Origin of the sequence: Rhizobium jaguaris (genome assembly GCF_003627755.1) — a bacterium.
GTDB lineage: Bacteria > Pseudomonadota > Alphaproteobacteria > Rhizobiales > Rhizobiaceae > Rhizobium > Rhizobium jaguaris.
Genome location: NZ_CP032694.1, coordinates 4,417,628 through 4,437,716, shown reverse-complemented (window position 1 = coordinate 4,437,716; position 20,089 = coordinate 4,417,628). Strand labels below are relative to the sequence as shown.

The following is a 20,089-nucleotide window of genomic DNA, read 5'->3' as shown; positions in this document are numbered from 1 at the left end:
ACAAGCGTCGCCTCGTCGGAAATCGGGCAACAAAAAAGCCGGGAGAGCAGCTCTCCCGGCTTCGATCTCTAGGCCCGTTGTAACTATCAGGCGGCCTCGTTTTCCGTAGCGTGTGCCTTGCGGACCTCGTCGTCCGTCAGGATGCCGCTGGCGCGCAGCAGGGCGGCGAAGCGGCCGTTGCTCTGGCTGAGCTCGTTGAAGCTGCCGTTTTCGATCACACGGCCGTTGTCGAGGAAGAGGACGATATCGGCCTCGCGGACCGTTGACAGGCGGTGGGCGATAATGAAGGTCGTGCGGTTCTGGCGCAGATTGTCGATCGCCGCCTTCACCCGGTTTTCGGTCTCCACGTCGAGAGCGCTGGTCGCTTCGTCGAGCACGAGGATCGGCGCATCCTTGAGGATGGCGCGGGCGATGGCGATACGCTGACGCTCACCGCCGGAGAGCTTGTTGCCGCGCTCGCCGACCCGGGTCTCGTAACCGCTTTCGCGGTTCTCGATGAAGTCGTTGGCGGCAGCCGCTTCGGCGGCGCGGACCATCTCCTCTTCGGTCGCACCCTCGCGGCCGAGACGGATGTTGTCGCTGATCGAGCGGTTGAGCAGCCCGGCATCCTGGAAGACGGTGGCGATATAGCGGCGCAGTGACTTACGCGTCACCTTGGTGATGTCGTGGCCGTCGACGAGGATCTGGCCTTCCTGAGGATCGAAGACGCGCTGCAGCAGGTTAACCAGCGTCGTCTTGCCGGCGCCGGTCGGACCGACGATGGCGACGGTCTGGCCTGCCTTCACCGTGAAGTTGATGTTGTGCAGGCCCTGTGATGTGTTGCCAAAGCCGAAGGATACGTTACGGAACTCGACTTCACCCTTGACGTCCTTGATCTCAGCAAGGCCGGCCGGTTCTTCACGGTCGCGGACGGAATCTTCTAGGGTGTAGAAGTCTTCCAGCTTGGCGCGCGCTTCGAAAATCTGGTTGGCGAAGTTGCGCAGCTGTTCCAGGCGGCCGATCAGCACGTTGGCGAAGGCGATGAAGGTGATCAGCGCGCCAAGGCTCAGGCTGCCGTCTTGAACGAGCAGTGTACCAATCATCAGGATCGCCATCATTGCGACGGTCGAGGCCGTGCGGTTCAGCGCACCGGCGAGAGCCCACCAGTCGAGAACCGGATACTGTGCGGCGAGCAGTCGTTCGGTGAAGGACTTCAGCGCCTTGGTTTCGGCTTCGATGCGGTTATAGCTGTGCAGCACGGAAACGTTGCTGATGCTGTCGCTGACATGCGAGAACACCGTGTTATAATGGCTTTCTACCGAGGTCTGGCCATCCTTCGTCCGGCTCATGACGAGGCGGCCGATGATCCAGTAGAAGATGCCGAGCAAAATGAGAACGGCTGACAGACGCAGATCCATGGACATGGCCGTCGGAATCATCACGACAAGCGCGACCGCCGTCGAGAGATGGTTGCGCATGAATTCGAGCCACAGGCCGAACAGGGCTTCGCAGGCACGCAGCAGCGTGTTCAGCGCGCTCGCCGTGCCGCGCTGGCTGTGCCAGGAGAGCGGCATGGAGATGATGCGGCTGAACGCTTCAGTCAGCAGTGATGCGCGACGCCCATGGGCGAGACGGTCCGCCTCGCGGGAAACCACGATGAACGCCACCGCGCTGAAGACGGCGAAACCTGCCCACAGCATCATCGTCGGCGCCGCGGCCTGTTTCTTGGCGATGGCATCGAAGATGCGGCCGAACAGGACCGGCTCGTAAATGGTGGTCATCGCCAGCGCGATGTTTGCGATGACAACCATCCAGACACGATATCGATACGCGCCAAGGTACTTCAGGGCTCTTGCATAGACTTTGAACAGCGACACGTCGGGCACCCTTTGTGCATTCGCAAAATTAGGAATGCTGGATGCTACAGATTGCTACCTGAACCGGCGATTAACGGAATCTAACACTGTTTTTTCAAGGAAATTTTCACGCGTTTGGCTCATATCCGCAAGGGCGTTCAAGCGGCCGCCCGAGAATTGTGACAGATTGCGAATAGTTGATGTATTGGCATTGTCGCGCAGCGATACGACCGCTATTTAAGGTTGATCTGTAAAATTTTCGCCAAATACGTTAATTTATTTTCGATCTAAGTATGTTTGCCCGCCATCAGCCGCGTCGGAGGCAAAGCGGATCATGATGACGGCATCTGCTGACGAACAACCAGGCTTCTAAGCCAGGGGGTGCATGTGAATATTCATGCCTTGATACAATTGCTTGTGGTCATTGAAGAATGCAAGCAGGCCAAGAATGTTGTGGCAGAGCTGGAACAGGTAGTACGGTCCTACAAGTTCGAATTTTATGGCCTGCTGAGGCAGCCGCGGCCGGATGCCGATCCCGTGAATCTCGTGCTTGCCGGACGTTGGCCGGATAAATGGCCGCTCACCTATCTCGCCAGGAAATACATCCTGATCGATCCCACCATCCGCTATCTCGGCCGGGCGCAACGACCTTTTCGCTGGCGCGATGCCGTGGCGGCGCTGAAAGGCGATCCGCTCCGCCGGCGCATGGACCAGATGATGGCCGATGCGCGCGCCCATGGGCTCCTCGACGGTTATATTTTTCCCATTCACGGGCGCAATGGTTTGCTTGGCAATATGACGATCGGCGGCAATGTGGTCGATCTGTCGCCGGTCGAAATCTCTCTCTTCGATGCCGTGGCGAAAAAAGCCTTCTGGAGGCTTTTGGAACTGCGCGACGAAGCGCGATTCCTGGAAGAGGTCTCCGAGATCGATGCCAAGTTGACCAGGCGCGAGATGGAGGTGCTGAACCATCTGGCGGAAGGCATGACTTCGATGGAAATCAGCCGGTCGCTCAAGATCTCAAATCACACCGTCGATTGGTATATGAATAGTATCCAGGATAAACTGAACGCCAAGAACCGCCAGCACATCGTTGCTATCGCTTTTAGAAACGGTCTTATTCCGTAGTGGCAACAATTTTGATGTCGGATGTCGCAGGAGAAATTGAACTTCTTGTGACATGAAGTTAAGAATTCTCTTCGCGGGTGCAGCATTGCCCGTTTCGATGCCGTGAGGAGAGCGCATTGCCCATTTCCAAGATCCTGGTTGCCAACCGTTCCGAAATCGCCATCCGCGTATTCCGCGCCGCCAACGAGCTTGGCATAAAAACGGTGGCCATCTGGGCCGAGGAAGATAAACTCGCATTGCACCGCTTCAAGGCGGACGAGAGCTACCAGGTCGGCCGCGGTCCGCATCTTGCCCGCGACCTCGGCCCGATCGAAAGCTATCTGTCGATCGACGAAATCATCCGCGTCGCCAAGCTGTCCGGTGCCGACGCCATCCATCCCGGCTACGGCCTTTTGTCGGAAAGCCCGGAATTCGTCGATGCCTGCGATGCCGCCGGTATCATCTTCATCGGCCCGAGGGCCGATACGATGCGCCAGCTTGGCAACAAGGTCGCGGCCCGCAATCTGGCGATTTCCGTTGGTGTTCCCGTGGTGCCGGCCACCGAGCCCTTGCCCGACGACATGACCGAAGTCGCCCGCATGGCCGAGGAGATCGGCTATCCGGTCATGCTCAAGGCTTCGTGGGGCGGCGGCGGCCGCGGTATGCGCGTCATCCGCTCCAAGGCCGATCTCGCCAAGGAAGTGACCGAAGCCAAGCGCGAGGCGATGGCCGCCTTCGGCAAGGACGAGGTCTATCTCGAAAAGCTTGTCGAGCGCGCCCGCCATGTCGAAAGCCAGGTTTTGGGCGACACGCACGGCAATGTCGTGCATCTCTTCGAGCGCGATTGTTCCGTTCAGCGCCGCAATCAGAAGGTCGTCGAGCGCGCGCCGGCGCCTTACCTCACCGAAGAGCAGCGGCAAGAACTGGCCGCCTATTCGCTGAAGATCGCCGAGGCCACCAACTATGTCGGCGCCGGCACCGTCGAATATCTGATGGATGCCGATACCGGCAAATTCTACTTCATTGAAGTCAATCCGCGTATTCAGGTGGAACACACCGTCACCGAAGTCGTCACCGGCATCGACATCGTCAAGGCGCAGATCCATATCCTCGACGGTTTCGCCATCGGCACGCCGGAGTCAGGCGTTCCCAAGCAGGAAGATATCCACCTCAACGGCCATGCCCTGCAGTGCCGCGTCACCACCGAAGACCCTGAGCATAACTTCATTCCGGATTATGGCCGCATCACCGCTTACCGTTCGGCTGCCGGTTTCGGCATCCGCCTCGATGGCGGTACGGCGTATACCGGTGCCATCATCACCCGTTTCTATGATCCGCTGCTGGTCAAGGTGACGGCCTGGGCCTCGACGCCTTCGGAGGCGATCGCCCGCATGGACCGGGCGCTGCGCGAATTCCGCATCCGCGGTGTCGCGACGAACCTCACCTTCCTCGAAGCGATCATCACCCATCCGAAGTTCCGCGACAACAGCTACACGACGCGTTTCATCGACACGACGCCGGAGCTGTTCCAGCAGGTCAAGCGCCAGGACCGTGCCACCAAGCTTTTGACCTATCTTGCCGACGTCACCGTCAACGGCCATCCGGAGGCCCGCGGCCGGCCGGCACCGTCGCCGAAGGCGGCAGAGCCGGTATTGCCCTATATCGACGGCAAGGTTCCTGATGGCAGCAAGCAGCGGCTCGACAAGTTCGGTCCGCAGAAATTTGCCGAGTGGATGCGCAATGAAAAGCGCGTGCTGATGACCGACACGACGATGCGCGATGGCCATCAATCGCTGCTCGCCACCCGCATGCGCACTTTCGATATCGCCGGGATCGCCGGCGCCTATGCGCGCGCCCTGCCGCAATTGCTGTCGCTGGAATGCTGGGGTGGCGCCACCTTCGACGTCTCCATGCGCTTCCTGACCGAAGACCCGTGGGAACGCCTGTCGCTGATCCGTGAAGGCGCGCCGAATCTGCTCCTGCAGATGCTGCTGCGCGGCGCCAACGGCGTTGGCTACACCAACTATCCCGACAATGTCGTGAAGTACTTCGTCCGGCAGGCGGCCAAGGGCGGCATCGACCTTTTCCGCGTCTTCGACTGCCTGAACTGGGTCGAGAACATGCGCGTGTCGATGGATGCGGTCGCCGAGGAGAACAAGCTGTGCGAGGCGGCGATCTGCTATACGGGCGATATCCTCAATTCCGCCCGTCCGAAGTACGATCTGAAATATTACACCGATCTCGCCGTCGAGCTGGAAAAGGCAGGCGCCCACATCATCGCGCTCAAGGACATGGCCGGCCTGTTGAAGCCGGCTGCGGCCAAGGTGCTGTTCAAGGCGCTGCGCGAAGCGACCGGCCTGCCGATCCATTTCCACACGCACGACACCTCTGGCATTGCGGCGGCGACGGTGCTGGCGGCCGTGGACGCGGGTGTCGATGCCGTCGACGCAGCGATGGATGCGCTGTCCGGCAGCACGTCGCAGCCCTGCCTCGGCTCGATCGTCGAAGCACTGAAGGGCACGGAGCGCGATCCGGACCTCGATCCTGAATGGATCCGTCGCATCTCCTTCTACTGGGAAGCGGTCCGCAATCAGTATGCTGCCTTCGAAAGTGACCTCAAGGGACCGGCGTCGGAAGTCTACCTGCACGAAATGCCGGGTGGTCAGTTCACCAATCTCAAGGAGCAGGCCCGCTCGCTTGGTCTCGAGACCCGCTGGCACGAGGTCGCGCAGGCCTATGCCGACGCCAACCAGATGTTCGGCGACATCGTCAAGGTGACGCCGTCCTCCAAGGTGGTCGGCGACATGGCGCTGATGATGGTGAGCCAGGACCTGACGGTTGCCGATGTCGAGAACCCGGCCAAGGATATCGCCTTTCCGGACTCGGTCGTTTCCATGCTGAAGGGCGATCTCGGCCAGCCGCCGTCCGGATGGCCGGAAGCGTTGCAGAAGAAGGCGCTGAAGGGTGACAAGCCCTATACCGTCCGCCCCGGTTCGCTGCTGGCCGAGGCCGATCTCGATGCCGAGCGCAAGGCGATCGAGACCAAACTGGAACGCAAGGTCGACGATTTTGAATTCGCCTCCTACCTGATGTATCCGAAGGTCTTCACTGACTATGCCCTGGTCGCCGATACCTATGGCCCGGTCTCGGTGCTGCCGACGCTGGCCTATTTCTACGGGTTGAAGGAAGGCGGCGAGCTGTTTGCCGAAATTGAAAAGGGCAAGACGCTCGTCGTCGTCAACCAGGCGATGACGGCGACCGACGACAAGGGCATGGTGACGGTGTTCTTCGAGCTCAACGGCCAGCCACGGCGCATCAAGGTACCGGATCGCGCGCACGGTGCCTCCGGCACTGCCATCCGCCGCAAGGCCGAGGCGGGCAATGCCGCCCATGTCGGCGCGCCGATGCCGGGCGTCATCTCCACTGTTTTTGTCTCGTCCGGCCAGGCCATCAAGGCCGGTGACGTCTTGGTATCCATCGAGGCGATGAAGATGGAAACGGCGCTCCATGCGGAAAAGGACGGCACAATCGCCGAAGTCCTGGTCCGCGCCGGCGACCAGATCGATGCCAAGGATCTGCTGGTGGTTTACGGGGCTTGAACGCCCATTGCGAAACAAGGAAGGGGCAGCTCTCGGAGCCCGTCCCTTCCTTGAATGTGGAATTGAAGACGAAATCGCATCAATGACAATCAGTTCCCGCCGCTTCGGGCAATATGACGTTATCCTTCTGCGTGACGGCGTCTTTGAAGCGCCAGCGGATAGGCTGATCGATGCGGATGGCAGCGTTGCCCGGCAGCGCGCCATCGATGCGTTGGGTAAGCCGGCGTTTCAGGTGGACGTAAACTGTTTCGTCCTGCGGGACGCGGACGGCATTATGCTCGTAGATGCCGGTACCGGTACGTCGTGGGGATCCAAATATGGCCACGCGCGATCTGCGTTGCATGAGGCTGGAATCACGCCTGACCAGATCCAGCATATATTGCTCACCCATATCCATGGCGATCACGCTCTCGGTTTGTTCGATGGAGACATCCCGTATTTTCCTCATGCTGAAGTGCTTGTGCCGGAGAGCGATTTCGCGTTTTTTACCGATCCGGCGGCTCGACAGGCAACGCCGGAGGCGCGGCGGGGTGGCTTTGCCGTGGCCGAACAGCTTCAACGCGTCTATGGATCCCGAGTTCGACAGATTCCGGAAGGTCCTGTTTTCGCTGGCATAGAGGCGCGTTCTCTGCCGGGCCATACTCCCGGTCATACCGGATATCTGGTGCGCGGCGACGATAATGCTCTGTTGATCTGGGGCGACACCTTGCATCTACAAGATCTTCAACCTGGTGATCCAAAGATCGGGCTGGTCTTCGATCTCGACCCCGAGATGGCGGTGCAAACTCGCCAAGCCACGCTGGAAGATGCTGCCCGTGAAGGGTGGATCGTTGCCGGTGGCCATATCACTGGCTTTGGCCGCGTACAGCGGGCCTCCGAGGGCTACCAAATCTCGGTCGCGTGAAAAAGCAGGCTTTTATCGGCAGCAGTTCGCGCCCGACGAACGGCACCTATTTGGAATAGGCTTCTCGCGTCGCTCATGTCTCCGGCCGTTCATATGTCGTAGGTATGCCCGGCATTCAGCGTCGAGATGAACTGCTTCGTCCGTTCCTGTGTCGGTGCGCCGAAGATGCTGCGGGAGGGGCCGGTTTCGACGATGTTGCCGGCCTCGAGGAAGACGACGCTGGTGGCGATTTTCGAGGCTAGGCGCAGGTCGTGGGTCGCCATCACCATGGTCGTGCCTTCATTGGCTAGCTTTCCGAGAACGTCGACGACTTCAGCGGCAAGTTCGGGGTCGAGCGCCGAGGTTGGTTCATCGCAGAGGAGAACGCGGGGCGAGGGGGCAAGCGCACGGGCGATCGCCACGCGCTGCTGCTGCCCGCCCGATAACGTCGAGGGCCAGGCGTCCATTTTGTGGGCCATGCCGACCTTGGTCAAAAGCTCGACGGCACGGTTACGCGCCCTTTCGGCCGGCCAGCGAAGCACGGTCACCAGGCCTTCCATGACGTTCTCAATTGCCGTCTGATGTGGGAAGAGCTGGAAATTCTGGAAGACCATGCCGGTCTGCCGGCGGATTTTCTGAATGTCCTGCCAGCCGGTCTTCTTGCCCGGCAGGAAAGTGACTGCCTCCCCGCCAATGCGGATCGTGCCTGATGTCGGGATTTCCAGAAGGTTGATACAGCGCAGCAGCGTGCTCTTGCCGCCGCCGGAGGGGCCGACGAGCGCCGTCACTGTGCCTTCCGGGATCAGCAGGCCGATGTCTTTCAGGATGACATGCTCGCCGAAGTGTTTTTCGATATGCGACAGCTCAATCATGTCCGTGCCTCCAGCGTGCCGCCATAGCGCGCGAAACGGCGTTCGAGAGAGACCTGCAGCGCCGATAGGAAAGAACTCATGACGAGATAGATCAGGGCCGCCTGGACATAAAGGATCAGCGGCTCGTAGGTCGTCGCCACGATGCGTTGTGCGGCCTGAAACAATTCCGGCACGGTGATCGCTGCAGCAAGCGAGGTGTCCTTGACGAGCGAGATGAAAGTGTTCGACAGCGGCGGCACGGCGACGCGTGCGGCCTGCGGCAGGATGGTGCGGTTCATCGCCTGCCGCCAGCTCATGCCGATGGAATAGGCTGCTTCCCATTGGCCCTTCGGCACCGAGGAGATGACGGCACGGATGATTTCGGAGGTATAGGCGCCGACACTGAGCGTGAAACCGATCACGGCGGCAGGAAAGGCATCGAGCAGGATGCCGAGGCTCGGCAGGCCGTAGAAGATGACAAAAAGCTGCACCAGCAGCGGTGTACCGCGGATGACCCAGACGTAAAAACGCGCGATGGCGACGAGCGGCGGCGGGGCAAAAAGCCGCGTAACGGCGGTGAGCAGGCCGAGCAGCAAGCCAAGGACGAAGGTGATCAGGGTGAGCGGGATGGTGAAGACGAGCCCAGCCCAAAGCAACGTGCCCAGAGACTCCCACCACAGTTGCAACCAGTGCTGCACGAAGAAACGGCCTTTCAATAAGAGAATGCGTCCGGAAAGGATTCCGGACGCATCTTTTTCACAGTTTGACGGCTATGCCTATTACTTCGAAACGTCCTGGCCGAAGTATTTCTGGGAAATCTTGGCGTAGGTGCCGTCAGCCTTGATGTCGGCCAGCGCCTTGTTGATGGCGGCCTGCAGCTCCGGCTCGCCCTTGCGGATGATGGCGGCGGAATAATCGGCATTGGCTTGCTGAGCGACGATCTTCACCGGCGCGTCCGGCTTGTGCTTCTTGAAATCGAAGAAGGACAGGCTGTCGTTGATGGTGGCGTCCGCGCGGCCGGTCAGTACGAGCTGGATCGACTGGTCGAAGCCATCCGTGCCGACGAGTTCAGCACCGGACTGCGTGGCGAGCTTGCCGAAATTGCTGGTCAGCGACTGCGCGGCCTTCTTGCCCTTGAGATCGGCGAAGTCCTTGATGTCGCTATTGCTTTCCTTGACGATCAACACGGCCTTGGAAGCAATATAGGGATCGGAGAAATCATATTTCTGCTTGCGGGCATCGGTAATGCCAACTTCGTTGATGACGGTATCGTAGCGGTTGGCGTCGAGGCCGGCGATCAGGCCATCCCACTTGCCTTCGAGAAACTGCGCCTTGACGCCGAGCTTGCCGGCAATGGCTTCGGCGATCTCGACATCGAAGCCGACGAGCTTGCCGCTTTCGTCATGATAGGTGAAGGGGGCATAGGTGCCTTCCGTGCCGACTTTCAGGGCGCCAGCGGACTGGATCGCCTTCAAGTTATCGCCGGCGTGGGCGGGGAGCAGGAATGCAGCCTGCACGAGGGCGGCAGCGGCGACAGTCTTCAACCAGTTCATTGTTTTCTTCCGTTTCTTGAGCGGCATCAATCGATGCCGAATACATTGCAGAAAAACTAGCGCAGGGAAGCGTAGAAAACTGCAAAAGAAATGGGCATGTGCGAATATTTTTCTCAAAGGGTTGAGATTTGGTGATTTTGCCAGCGCGCAGATGAGAGACAGCCAGCCAAGGAACGAGCGTCGTCGTCAGCAGCCTCGTCAGCTAATGATAATTGCCGTCGGCCGCGGAGGAGACATCATGCTCCCCGCAGATTCCAGCTTCATCGTCTCCGATGAATGCGCCATTAGTAGTAAGGTGAGACGCACGCCTGTCGTGGACCGTAATTGGGCTGGAACGTATTGTCGTAAGCCCTGTAGGACCGATAGCGCGCATAGCACCAGCGCACATGCGCATTGCCACCATAGTAGGCCGGGCGGTAATACCGTGGCGCGTAATAGCGCGGGCCGTAATAAGCCGGGCCGTAATAGCCCGGATCGTAGTAGCCAGAGCCATAGTAGCCAGAGCCATAATAATTCGGCTGCGCCAGCAACCCGCCGATTACCGCACCTGCGGCGAGGCCGCCAAGCGCCCAACCCCAGTCGTCCCCATGGTGGTGATAGTATCCGCCACCATGATAATAATATCCGCCGTGATAGCCGCCATGGTAGTCTACCGGCTGCGCCTGCGGTGCCTCGACCTTCGGGATGACAATGATGGGAAACGCCATGGCCGACGGGACGCTGGTCAGCGTCGTCGCGACCGACAAGGCAACGATTGCTAGCCTCTTCATTGACTTCACCTTTCCGTCTAAATGGCAGCCGGACATTATAGCGCGGAAAGGGCTGCGTGGCACTTAATTTCCAAGCCGGCAATGGCGTCAGTGGGGCTGACTTTTGCCGCCGTTTCTGCCTCCGCGGTCGACCGGTCTTGCGCGCCTATTGGTAGCCTCGGGCCACGCGAGCGTCTTGAAATCAATTCGCAACATTGCGAATAGCATAATCACCTCTATAAGAAAGTGGAAAATACAATTTTACCACAAAAGCACTGCCAAAATCGGAAAAATGCCCAGAATCAAAATATAAGAACTGACTATCCATAATATAGTCACAGATTCCACTTGGGCATAAGTTTATAATTGGATCAATGAAGGCAGCACCCTTTGCTGCGGCCTTTAATTGTTCATTGAAATTAGCCTCGATTATTGTTGGCCATGAAGACGAAGATTCTCCCAGCGTAGCTTTTTCAAATCCAATAACCTTAACGTCGGTAACGAACATCGGCGACTGACCTATGACGGTCACGTCCACCCCCATTCCCTTGAGGGTCGATATGGTATCTTGAAGCAAATCCAGGCCTCTGAGACGGAGATCCACCCATCTCCCCGAAAGAATGACGTGCTTCACATTGAGCGTCTTGATGAGGTTCAGCGCGTTGCGGTTAAATTGCTGGCAATTGGGCCTGGCATAAGAATAGTAGGCAAGTACCGGTGGGCAACCCGCATACGTATACTCGTAAATTTGAAGAGACGTTTGGTCAGCGTTCGCAACAATACCCGGGACATAATGCGCGGCGTAAGAGTCGCCCCATAGAAGGGCGACGTCGCCGGAGGTTTTCGTCAATTGGCAGTTTTCCGGCTTCCAGCTCTTAAAGGCGTCGCCATTCTCGAAGAAGCACTTGTCATTTCGCCAGGTCTGGTTCTCGCCCGCCGCTGCGGTTTGCTGCTTCTTTAAGTGCAGCATCTCCGTCTGTGCCTCGTAGGCAGGAAAGCGATTGGGGAAACCATTGGCGGCGATTGTTCCGTATGCGACCGTGAAAGCGGCAAAAAGCCCCATTGCGGCAGATGCAAACACTCCGCCGCGAGACGAAATAATTGCCTTTCCACGGAAAGGTCGCTCCACGAACCACCATGAGCAACTGGCCAAGATGTAGCTCGAAACAATGATAAACATTGCGTCGAACGTTCCTGGTTCCCGTAGCGTGACATAGCGCAAGAAGACCGCGATGGGCCAGTGCGCCAGATATAGCGAATAGGATATCTTGCCGGTGAACACGAACGGTTTCGTCGATAACAGCCTGGCAACGATCGAGCGTTCTGCCCCGCCGGCATAAATCAAAATGACCGCGCCGATACAGGGCAGAGCTGCGGAGAGACCCGGAAATGGCGTCGCCGCGGAATAGGTGAAAACCGCAAACAGAATTGCCGAAAGTCCGACAATTGACAGCAGGTTGTTTGCCGGGCTTGGCAGAGCACTCTGTCTGCCCCAGATCGCCAGGAGCGCGCCGATCAAAAGCTCCCAGCATCTCGTTGGGAGGAGAAAGAAATTGGCTGTCGGAGCAACGTCGGTTGCATATACGCTGAGGGCAAATGACCCGGCTGCGACCGCAGCGAAAACCGCGAGACGGAGACTGCCGGTCCACCGATGAAGGAGCCACATCGCGAGTGGCATAAAAATATAAAACTGTTCTTCGACCGAGAGCGACCACGTGTGCAGCAGAGGACGAAGCAGAGCGCTATCTTCAAAGTATCCTGAAAATTTCCAAAAGTATAAGTTGGAAATAAATAATGCAACGCTGACCATGCTCTTGGAATAATCGATAAAAAACGATGGTAAGAACAAGAGGGCCGCGAAGAACGTCGTCAAAATCAGGTAGAAGAAGAGGGCGGGAAGTATGCGCCTCGCTCTTCTTTCGTAGAACCCTACTATTGAAAAGCGTCCGTTTTTAAGTTCCTCCTCGATCAGAGTCGTAATCAAAAAACCTGAGATGACAAAGAATATATCGACGCCAATGAATCCTCCCGAAAAACCGGACAATCCAGAGTGAAAAAACACTACAGGCAAGACGGCCATGGTTCTGAGGCCATCTATTTCGGGTCGATACTTCATTCGGAGCCGATTCCCTCATAAGAATTACCAGAAACTAGTAATTGAATTACTGAAGGTATTCAGTATGCCAAATTCTGCTCGCACGAAATTCGTGGGCGACAACCTGACCCAAGAGGGTGGGTTTGTCTAGTCGTTAACGTTAACGACATTGTCGGAATCTGCCATCATAAGCGAACGGGATGGCTTAATGCGCAATAATGGCGGTCAGAAAAATACGTCTATTGGTTGAGTTTCAGTGCTGGAGAGCGTCTCGGGAGGCTCCCGCTTCGTTCAAACCGCTGACGTCAGCCGCAACCGCTCGCTGACGATGATGATCAGGCCGGCGCTGAGGATCAGGACGGCGCCTACGAAGGTGTTGATCTTGGGGATGTCCCCCCAGATCAGAAAGCCGAGAAGGAAGGCCCAGACCAGCGAGGTATATTCGAACGGCGCCAAAACCGAGACCGGCGCCTGCCGCATGCCTTCGAACAGTGCCAATTGCCCCACCCCGGCGACCACGCCGGTAGTGCAAAGCAGAATCAGCTCGTAAGCTGTCGGTGTTTTCCAGTGCAGAAAGGCCATCGTGCCCGTCAGCAGGATGAAGATGATATTGGAGACGGCCATCTGGATATGGCTTTTTTCGTGCAGCGCGGTCTTGCGCAGGAGCACCATGCCCGTCGCCCACAGCACGGCCGCCTGCAGCGCCAGATAGACCGGCCAGGAAATCGACAGGCCGACCGGATTGGAGGCAATCACTACCCCGCAAAAGCCGACGCCGACCGCCATCCAGCGGGCGACAGTGACCTTCTCGCGCAGCACGATGGTCGCAAGAATCGTCCCGACGATCGGGGCTGCGTAGTAGAGTGTGGTGACTTCGGCAAGCTGCAGGTAACGGGCAGCGGAATAATAGGAGGTCCAGGCAATCGTCAGCAGAATGCTGCGCACGATCATCGGCTTGATGATCGGCGAACGCGCCACTTTCTGCGCCAGCGATGGGCCCTCGAAGATGAAGCAACCAATGAGGATGGTGCAGCTTCGCCAGAACAGGATCTGCCAGACCGGAATGGTGACGACAAGTAATTTCACCACCGAGTCGTGGGCGGTGAACAGCATGTAGGCAAACACCGTAAGCAGGATGCCGTAGCTGATGGGATTTTTCACAGAAGCACCATGGGGAATGGCTAGAGGCGGGCCGACAAAAACTCTTTTAAGGCTCAAGCGATAGGAGGCTACTTTTTCGCCGTCAATAGGCCATATCGGCAAGGTAGATCGGGCGGGAAAGATTATTTGCGGTTGTGGCTTCGCTGCCTCCGTTTTAACAGATGGAGACGAAACGTGACCGATGCGCCTCTTTTCGGATATTGAGATTTCAATCGATTTAAATATCCTGCGGCCACCGATTTGGGGGATTTCTTATGGATGATATGACTCGATCCGGGAGCTTTCAGGCTCGCAGAAGCGGATTCTTCACAAAATCGCGCGCCGCCGTTTCCCTGCTGTTTTTGATGAATGGCTTCACCGTCGGCTGCTGGGCGCCCAAGATTCCGGAGTTCGCCGAGCGGCTGCAACTGACCAAATTCGAACTCGGGCTGATGATCCTGGTTTTCGGCCTGGGCTCGCTGGTGATGATGCCGATGGCCGGCGCGCAGATTGCCGGGCGCGGCTCGAAGATCGTTGTCAAGGCCTTTGCCGTGTTGCTGCTGCCGATGCTGCTCGCCTTGACCGTTACCCAGAATGTCTGGACCGCCGCGATCGCCATCTTTCTGTTCGGCGGCTTCATCGGCGCCATGGATGTGGCGATGAACGCCAATGCCGTGTCGGTCGAGAAGTCCATGCATCGGGCGATCATGTCGTCCTGTCACGCCTTCTGGAGCCTCGGCGGCCTCATCGGTTCGGCGATCGGCGGCTTTCTGATCTCGCGCTGGGGTGTGCTCGGTCATGCCGAAGTGTCCACCGCCCTTGCGGTTCTGTTCCTCGCTGTCGCCTGGCCCATGATCCTCGGCGACCAGCCGCATCCGGATGAGGCAAAGCCGAAGGCGCGCTTGCCGTTGATCCCGCTGCCTTGGTTGCTCGGCATGATGGCGTTGTTCTGCATGATCCCGGAGGGTGCCGTGCTCGACTGGAGCGCGCTCTATCTCGGCCAGGAAAAGGGCGCATCGGTGACGCTGTCGGGCTTCGGCTTCGCCGCCTTCTCGCTCACCATGGCGACGATGCGCTTTGCCGGCGATTTCGTCCGCGACCAACTGGGCGCCGTCAAGACGCTGCGTGTCTGCACGGTCTTTGCGATTGTCGGTATGCTGCTTGCGGCGCTCGCGCCGAATGCGGTGCTTGCGATTGTCGGATTCGCGCTGTGCGGTATCGGCATTTCCAACATGGTGCCGATCGCCTTTTCGGCGGCCGGCAATATTCCGGGGCTGCAACCGGGTATCGGCATCTCGGTCGTCACGACCATGGGCTATTCCGGCATGCTGGTCGCCCCTTCCGCGATCGGTTTTGCCGCCGAACATGTCGGTTTCTCGCCGGTCCTGATGGCGCTGCCGGTTCTGCTGCTCATCGTGCTGGCGCTATCGTCTCTGGCGCGTTACGCCGATGGAATCGGCCACAGCTCGCATTAATTTCGTCGCTTTCGGCTGTTATCGACGTGCTCCTGCCCGAGTAAAAGTAATGCCCGAAGCGGTTGACAATGACCGCTTCGTGATCCACCTGAAAGGCACCAATTTCCCGAGGCTAACGAGAGTTTTCCATGTCGTCCGCCAGTGATTTCGATCCGAAGCCGCGCCGTTCCTCCGTTGCCGTCGATGTCGGCGGCGTTATCGTCGGCGGCGGCGCGCCCGTGGTCGTGCAGTCCATGACCAATACCGATACCGCTGATGTCGATTCGACGGTGGCGCAGGTCGCAGCTCTCTACAGAGCCGGCTCGGAGCTGGTGCGCATCACGGTCGATCGCGACGAAAGTGCTGCCGCCGTGCCGAAGATCCGCGAACGGCTGCTGCATCTCGGCATGGACGTGCCGCTGATCGGCGATTTCCACTATATCGGCCACAAGCTGCTCGCCGACCACCCGGCTTGCGCCGAGGCGCTGGCGAAATATCGCATCAATCCCGGCAATGTCGGCTTCAAGGACAAGAAGGACAAGCAGTTCGCCGAAATCATCGAAATGGCGATCCGCTACGACAAGCCAGTGCGCATCGGCGTCAACTGGGGCTCACTCGACCAGGATCTGCTGACGGCGCTGATGGACAGGAATGCCGCCGAGGGCTCGCCGCTTTCGGCCCGTGAGGTGACGCGCGAGACGATCGTGCAATCGGCGCTGATATCGGCCGATCTCGCCGAGGAAATCGGCCTGCCGCGCAATCGCATCATTCTCTCGGCCAAGGTCAGCCAGGTGCAGGACCTGATCGCCGTTTACTCCATGCTTGCCGCCCGTTCCGATCATGCGCTGCATCTCGGCCTCACCGAGGCCGGCATGGGCAGCAAGGGCATCGTCGCCTCGTCGGCGGCCATGGGCTATGTGCTGCAGCATGGCATTGGCGATACCATTCGCGTCTCGCTGACGCCGGAACCGAACGGCGACCGCACCCGCGAGGTGCAGGTGGCGCAGGAACTGCTGCAGGTCATGGGTTTCCGCCAGTTCGTGCCTGTCGTTGCGGCTTGTCCGGGCTGCGGCCGGACGACCTCGACCGTGTTCCAGGAACTGGCGCAGAACATCCAGAACGACATCCGCAAGAACATGCCGGTCTGGCGCGAGAAGTATCCGGGCGTCGAGGCGCTGAATGTTGCCGTCATGGGCTGCATCGTCAACGGGCCTGGCGAAAGCAAGCATGCCGATATCGGCATCTCGCTGCCCGGCACCGGCGAAACGCCGGCCGCCCCGGTCTTCATCGACGGCAAGAAGGCGATGACGCTGCGCGGCCCGAATATCGCTTCTGATTTCGAAGCGCTGGTTGCCGATTATATCGAGAAGCGTTTCGGCCAGAAGAGCGTCGCGGCGGAGTGATCCGCCGCTGAACTTGGCCTCTGATACCTGACCTTAGATGTTGCTCGTCAGCAGTTTGATGCCGGCGAAGCAATAGAAGCCGGCCATGGCGCCCTCGATCCACCGGCGCGCATTCCTGTAAATTTTCAAGGCATGCGGTGTGGAGAATAGCGTCGCGTAGCCCATGAACACGACAAAACCGGTCGTGCAGCAGACGGTGATGATCAGCACCGCGACGGAGGCCGGTGCCCCCTGCGGCATGCCGAGCGCGATGATGGCAAGCCAGGCGAAGATCGCTTTCGGATTGGTGACGTGAATGCCGTAGCCGCGCAGGATCAGCGACTTGAAGCTCGGGCTTCTTGTTTCCTCCCTGGCGGCCGGCAAGTCGCCGCCCGACCGTACCGCGCGAAATGCCTTGTAGGCGAGGTAGAGCAGATAGAGCCCGCCAAAGACCTTCAGGATCTCCAGCGCCATGGCATAGGTCTGCAGCAATGTTGCAAGCCCGGCTGCGGCAGCGATCGCCCAGGTCAGCGAGCCGCCGAAGATGCCGAGCGAAATCGTCATGCCCGCCTTGCGGCCATGGGTCATCGATGTCGCGATGATGGCCATGATCGCCGGTCCCGGACTAACGACGGCGATGATGTAGGCGACATAGGCCGGCAGGATCTGCGGCAGATAGGCAAGCGCCTCATGCATGGGATAGCTCCGGGGGAGGTCAGAGGTGCGGCCGATTCCGCGTGCCTGACGCAGCAATGGGCGCCAGAATTGCCATGGAATCGCTGCAACGTCACTCTTGTGCCGAAAATTTCTTGTCATGGTGACATTTTGCGCCGCATCGCCATGGCGCGATGTCTTCGTATTACCCCGGCGAAATAGATTTGGCTGGCTCTCCAGCCAAACACTGCTCATAGTTGCTCGCAGATGTTCTGGTTCATTCGAAACAGATTGCCAGGATCATATTTCCTCTTGATCCGCAGAAGCCGCTCGAAGACATCAGGCCCAAAGGCGTCCCTTACAAGATTTTGGGCCTCCCCGAGGCCTGGGAAGTTCAGGTAGCTCCTCCCGGTGCTATGAACCTGCATGTCGTTCCAAACCGACTTCACCCATGCGATGTTGGCCTCATCGTCCGACGGCGACGACCAAATGGCATCGAGGCTAAGCATGAAGGGCATGGACCTGTCGCCGAAGGCGGTGGCGTCGGCGGCGATGCGGCCCACCTGTCCACCAAACTTCCAGATGGATGCGAACGTCATCTCCGACGGCCGCCTGTTCAGGCTCGCCGCAATGGCCTCGATCGTCTCCTGCTTTAGATGCGCGAGATAGGTGGACTTCCAATAGCACCGGTCGCGTCCTTTTGGGAAAAGACTATCGTAGAGCGTCTGTAAGGTGCGGTAGGGCATCCGGTCGCTGAAATCCATCAGGGGTTCGCCGAACTGACGAAGCGGCATCGTGACCAGCTCGCCGGTCTCCGCAGGACCGTCGTATACGGTCGCCAAGCTCAAAACCCTGCGGCCCCAACAATTCTGCGGATAGGCCGGATCGTCAGGAACCGCGGAGAACTCGGCCAATCCTGTGACTTCGTCGGGCGCCCCCGCCATGTAATCGCGCCACAGGGCGAGTACCTCCACGGCTCTCTCCTCCGGATAGACCGGCGCGCAGAACATGAGCAGCGGCGGGATCTCATGGAGCATGAACTCGAAATTGACGACGACGCCGAAATTGCCGCCTCCGCCCCTAAGCGCCCAGAAGAGATCTGGATTTTCCGATGCGCTGGCGCGAACCAAGCGCCCGTCGGCGGTCACCAGTTCTGCCGAGATTATGTTGTCGCAACTCAATCCATACTTTCCCCGCAGCCAGCCGATGCCGCCGACGAGGGCAAGGCCAGCCACGCCGGTCGCGGAAATGAGGCCACCCGGAGTGGCCCTGCCGAACGGCGTTGTGGCCGCGTCGACGTCGGCCCAGGTCGCGCCTCCTTCCACGAACACGCGATCGAGCTCGGGAGGCACGCGCACCGAGTTCATCTGCGACATGTCGATCATCATCCCCCGATCGCAGACGGCGTATCCCGCAACATTGTGGCCGCCGCTTCGCACGGCGATCAGGAGATCGCGCTCCCGGGCATAGTTTACGGCGAGAACAACGTCGGCGGCGTTGCGACACCGCGCGATCACCGCCGGCCGCCGGTCGATCATGCCGTTCCAGACGATCCTGGCCTGCTCATATCCGGCGTCATCCGGTTCCAGCAGCTCTCCGCGAAAGCCGTTGCGTAGATGGTCAGTCGACATGTCGAACCTCCGTCTTCTGCCCGGAATGTCACAAAGCTAGTTCAACGTCGGATGAGGTGCTAAAGCTATAACTGCCATGACCTGGTGATTTCCGCCATTTGATGGGGTGATTTCGATGACCGCAGGCGATCGACCACTGAACGTCGCGATACTCGCGGTTCCCGCGGCGACCGCTTCGACCCTCTACGGCATGCTCGATCTGTTCTCGTCGCCCGGTCGCGACTGGCCGTTCATAACCAGGGGCGAGATCTGCGAGCCACGGATGCGGCCTTATGTCGTCGCCAGAAACGTCGAGAATTTTCGGGCGATAAACGAGGTGCGGATCCATCCAGACTTCGCCTTGCATGATTGCCCGTCCCCCGACATCATCTGCATTCCCGACTTCTTTGTGAACCCGGGCCAAAGCGTCTCCGGCCAATATGAGCCCGAGGCGCAATGGCTGGCAGAAAACTACAGGCGAGGATCATTCCTTGCCAGCGCGTGCGCTGGGGCCGTGCTGTTTGGCGAGGCGGGACTGCTCTCGGATTGCGAGGCGACCATACATTGGGGCTATGTATCGACGTTGGCGGACAATTATCCCGGTGTGCGTGTGAGCATCAACCGCTCCCTCGTCCTGGCGGGCGAAGGTGAGCGGATCGTCATGGCCGGAGGAGGTTCGAGCTGGCAGGATCTCGCACTCTATGTCATCGCGAGATTCGTGGGGCTGAAGGAAGCGATCGAGGTCGCCAAGGTCTATATGCTGCAGTGGCACGACCTTGGCCAGCAGCCGTTCGCGTCTCTTACCTGCCGCCGCCGCTCGGACGATCCTGTGATCGGCAGTTGTCAGGAATGGCTGGCGCTCCACTACCGTACACGCGCGCCGATCGCATCGATCATCGCGCGATCCGGATTGCCCGAACGATCCTTCCTCCGTCGTTTTACCAAGGCGACCGGGATGAAGCCGATCGATTATCTCCACGCGATTCGGATTGAGGAGGCCAAGCAACTGCTCGAGACAAGTGACATGAGCGTAGAAGCCATAGCCGACGAGGTCGGCTACGAGGACGTTAGCTTTCTGAACCGCCTGTTCCGACGTAAGACCGGCCTGACGCCCGCCCAGTACCGGCTTCGTTTCGGCCATTTGTCAAAGCTGGCCGCTAGCTGAGGTGACAACCTC

Annotated in this window: 15 protein-coding genes; 6 read left to right on the top strand and 9 right to left on the bottom strand. The window is 59.0% G+C overall.

Features of this window, described 5'->3' with window-relative positions:
- Positions 1 to 86 precede the first annotated feature (86 nt).
- Positions 87 to 1,856, bottom strand: coding sequence for a glucan ABC transporter ATP-binding protein/ permease (locus CCGE525_RS21525; protein WP_120706546.1), 1,770 nt, complete (start codon positions 1,854 to 1,856; stop codon positions 87 to 89).
- Positions 1,857 to 2,222: 366 nt separating this feature from the next.
- On the opposite strand from CCGE525_RS21525, the gene CCGE525_RS21520 reads away from it, so the two are divergent.
- The 3 genes from CCGE525_RS21520 to aidB all read left to right on the top strand — a co-directional run bounded on the left by CCGE525_RS21520 (position 2,223) and on the right by aidB (position 7,445).
- Positions 2,223 to 2,963, top strand: coding sequence for a helix-turn-helix transcriptional regulator (locus CCGE525_RS21520; protein ID WP_120706065.1), 741 nt, complete (start codon positions 2,223 to 2,225; stop codon positions 2,961 to 2,963).
- A gap of 116 nt (positions 2,964 to 3,079) precedes the next feature.
- The gene (gene pyc / locus CCGE525_RS21515; RefSeq protein ID WP_120706064.1) at positions 3,080 to 6,541 is read left to right on the top strand and encodes a pyruvate carboxylase; all 3,462 of its coding nucleotides are present in this window, start codon (positions 3,080 to 3,082) and stop codon (positions 6,539 to 6,541) included.
- Between the two features lie 7 nt (positions 6,542 to 6,548).
- A complete protein-coding gene (aidB, locus tag CCGE525_RS21510; RefSeq protein WP_245472057.1) occupies positions 6,549 to 7,445 on the top strand; it encodes an AidB family quorum-quenching N-acyl homoserine lactonase in 897 nt (298 codons plus the stop codon).
- 89 nt (positions 7,446 to 7,534) lie between these two features.
- Here aidB and CCGE525_RS21505 read toward each other — a convergent pair whose 3' ends face one another.
- The 6 genes from CCGE525_RS21505 to CCGE525_RS21480 all read right to left on the bottom strand — a co-directional run bounded on the left by CCGE525_RS21505 (position 7,535) and on the right by CCGE525_RS21480 (position 13,833).
- Entirely contained in the window at positions 7,535 to 8,296 is a 762-nt protein-coding gene (locus CCGE525_RS21505) for an amino acid ABC transporter ATP-binding protein (RefSeq protein ID WP_120706062.1), read from the bottom strand.
- Positions 8,293 to 8,973 (bottom strand): amino acid ABC transporter permease, encoded by a 681-nt coding sequence (locus CCGE525_RS21500; RefSeq protein ID WP_120706545.1) that lies wholly within the window; start codon positions 8,971 to 8,973, stop codon positions 8,293 to 8,295. Before CCGE525_RS21500 ends, CCGE525_RS21505 begins: the two co-directional genes overlap by 4 nt.
- A gap of 81 nt (positions 8,974 to 9,054) precedes the next feature.
- Positions 9,055 to 9,828 carry an amino acid ABC transporter substrate-binding protein gene (locus CCGE525_RS21495; protein WP_120706061.1) on the bottom strand — a complete coding sequence of 258 codons (774 nt, stop codon included), beginning with the start codon at positions 9,826 to 9,828 and terminating at the stop codon, positions 9,055 to 9,057.
- A gap of 284 nt (positions 9,829 to 10,112) precedes the next feature.
- Positions 10,113 to 10,598, bottom strand: coding sequence for a BA14K family protein (locus CCGE525_RS21490; protein ID WP_120706060.1), 486 nt, complete (start codon positions 10,596 to 10,598; stop codon positions 10,113 to 10,115).
- Positions 10,599 to 10,779: 181 nt separating this feature from the next.
- Positions 10,780 to 12,693 carry an acyltransferase family protein gene (locus tag CCGE525_RS21485; RefSeq protein ID WP_120706059.1) on the bottom strand — a complete coding sequence of 638 codons (1,914 nt, stop codon included), beginning with the start codon at positions 12,691 to 12,693 and terminating at the stop codon, positions 10,780 to 10,782.
- A 270-nt stretch (positions 12,694 to 12,963) separates the two neighbouring features.
- Positions 12,964 to 13,833: a DMT family transporter gene (locus CCGE525_RS21480; protein ID WP_120706544.1), complete on the bottom strand. Its 870-nt coding sequence runs from the start codon at positions 13,831 to 13,833 to the stop codon at positions 12,964 to 12,966.
- A gap of 254 nt (positions 13,834 to 14,087) precedes the next feature.
- Between CCGE525_RS21480 and CCGE525_RS21475 the strand changes: the two genes are divergently transcribed.
- Both CCGE525_RS21475 and ispG read left to right on the top strand, forming a co-directional pair.
- Positions 14,088 to 15,287: an MFS transporter gene (locus tag CCGE525_RS21475; RefSeq protein ID WP_120706058.1), complete on the top strand. Its 1,200-nt coding sequence runs from the start codon at positions 14,088 to 14,090 to the stop codon at positions 15,285 to 15,287.
- A gap of 128 nt (positions 15,288 to 15,415) precedes the next feature.
- A complete protein-coding gene (ispG, locus tag CCGE525_RS21470) occupies positions 15,416 to 16,669 on the top strand; it encodes a flavodoxin-dependent (E)-4-hydroxy-3-methylbut-2-enyl-diphosphate synthase (RefSeq protein WP_120706057.1) in 1,254 nt (417 codons plus the stop codon).
- Between the two features lie 33 nt (positions 16,670 to 16,702).
- Here ispG and CCGE525_RS21465 read toward each other — a convergent pair whose 3' ends face one another.
- Positions 16,703 to 17,344, bottom strand: coding sequence for a LysE family translocator (locus CCGE525_RS21465; protein WP_120706543.1), 642 nt, complete (start codon positions 17,342 to 17,344; stop codon positions 16,703 to 16,705).
- 209 nt (positions 17,345 to 17,553) lie between these two features.
- Positions 17,554 to 18,933: an FAD-binding oxidoreductase gene (locus CCGE525_RS21460; RefSeq protein ID WP_120706056.1), complete on the bottom strand. Its 1,380-nt coding sequence runs from the start codon at positions 18,931 to 18,933 to the stop codon at positions 17,554 to 17,556.
- A gap of 190 nt (positions 18,934 to 19,123) precedes the next feature.
- Here CCGE525_RS21460 and CCGE525_RS21455 point away from each other — a divergent pair, with 190 nt between their 5' ends.
- Positions 19,124 to 20,077, top strand: coding sequence for a GlxA family transcriptional regulator (locus CCGE525_RS21455; RefSeq protein ID WP_245472056.1), 954 nt, complete (start codon positions 19,124 to 19,126; stop codon positions 20,075 to 20,077).
- Positions 20,078 to 20,089: the final 12 nt, after the last annotated feature.

Coding starts and splice junctions, on each gene's coding strand:
- CCGE525_RS21475 (WP_120706058.1), top strand. CDS start 14,088: ATGGATGATATGACTCGATCCGGGAGCTTTCAGGCTCGCAGAAGCGGA.
- CCGE525_RS21485 (WP_120706059.1), bottom strand. CDS start 12,693: ATGAAGTATCGACCCGAAATAGATGGCCTCAGAACCATGGCCGTCTTG.
- CCGE525_RS21505 (WP_120706062.1), bottom strand. CDS start 8,296: ATGATTGAGCTGTCGCATATCGAAAAACACTTCGGCGAGCATGTCATC.
- CCGE525_RS21465 (WP_120706543.1), bottom strand. CDS start 17,344: ATGCATGAGGCGCTTGCCTATCTGCCGCAGATCCTGCCGGCCTATGTC.
- ispG (WP_120706057.1), top strand. CDS start 15,416: ATGTCGTCCGCCAGTGATTTCGATCCGAAGCCGCGCCGTTCCTCCGTT.
- CCGE525_RS21495 (WP_120706061.1), bottom strand. CDS start 9,828: ATGAACTGGTTGAAGACTGTCGCCGCTGCCGCCCTCGTGCAGGCTGCA.
- CCGE525_RS21460 (WP_120706056.1), bottom strand. CDS start 18,933: ATGTCGACTGACCATCTACGCAACGGCTTTCGCGGAGAGCTGCTGGAA.
- CCGE525_RS21455 (WP_245472056.1), top strand. CDS start 19,124: ATGCTCGATCTGTTCTCGTCGCCCGGTCGCGACTGGCCGTTCATAACC.
- CCGE525_RS21490 (WP_120706060.1), bottom strand. CDS start 10,598: ATGAAGAGGCTAGCAATCGTTGCCTTGTCGGTCGCGACGACGCTGACC.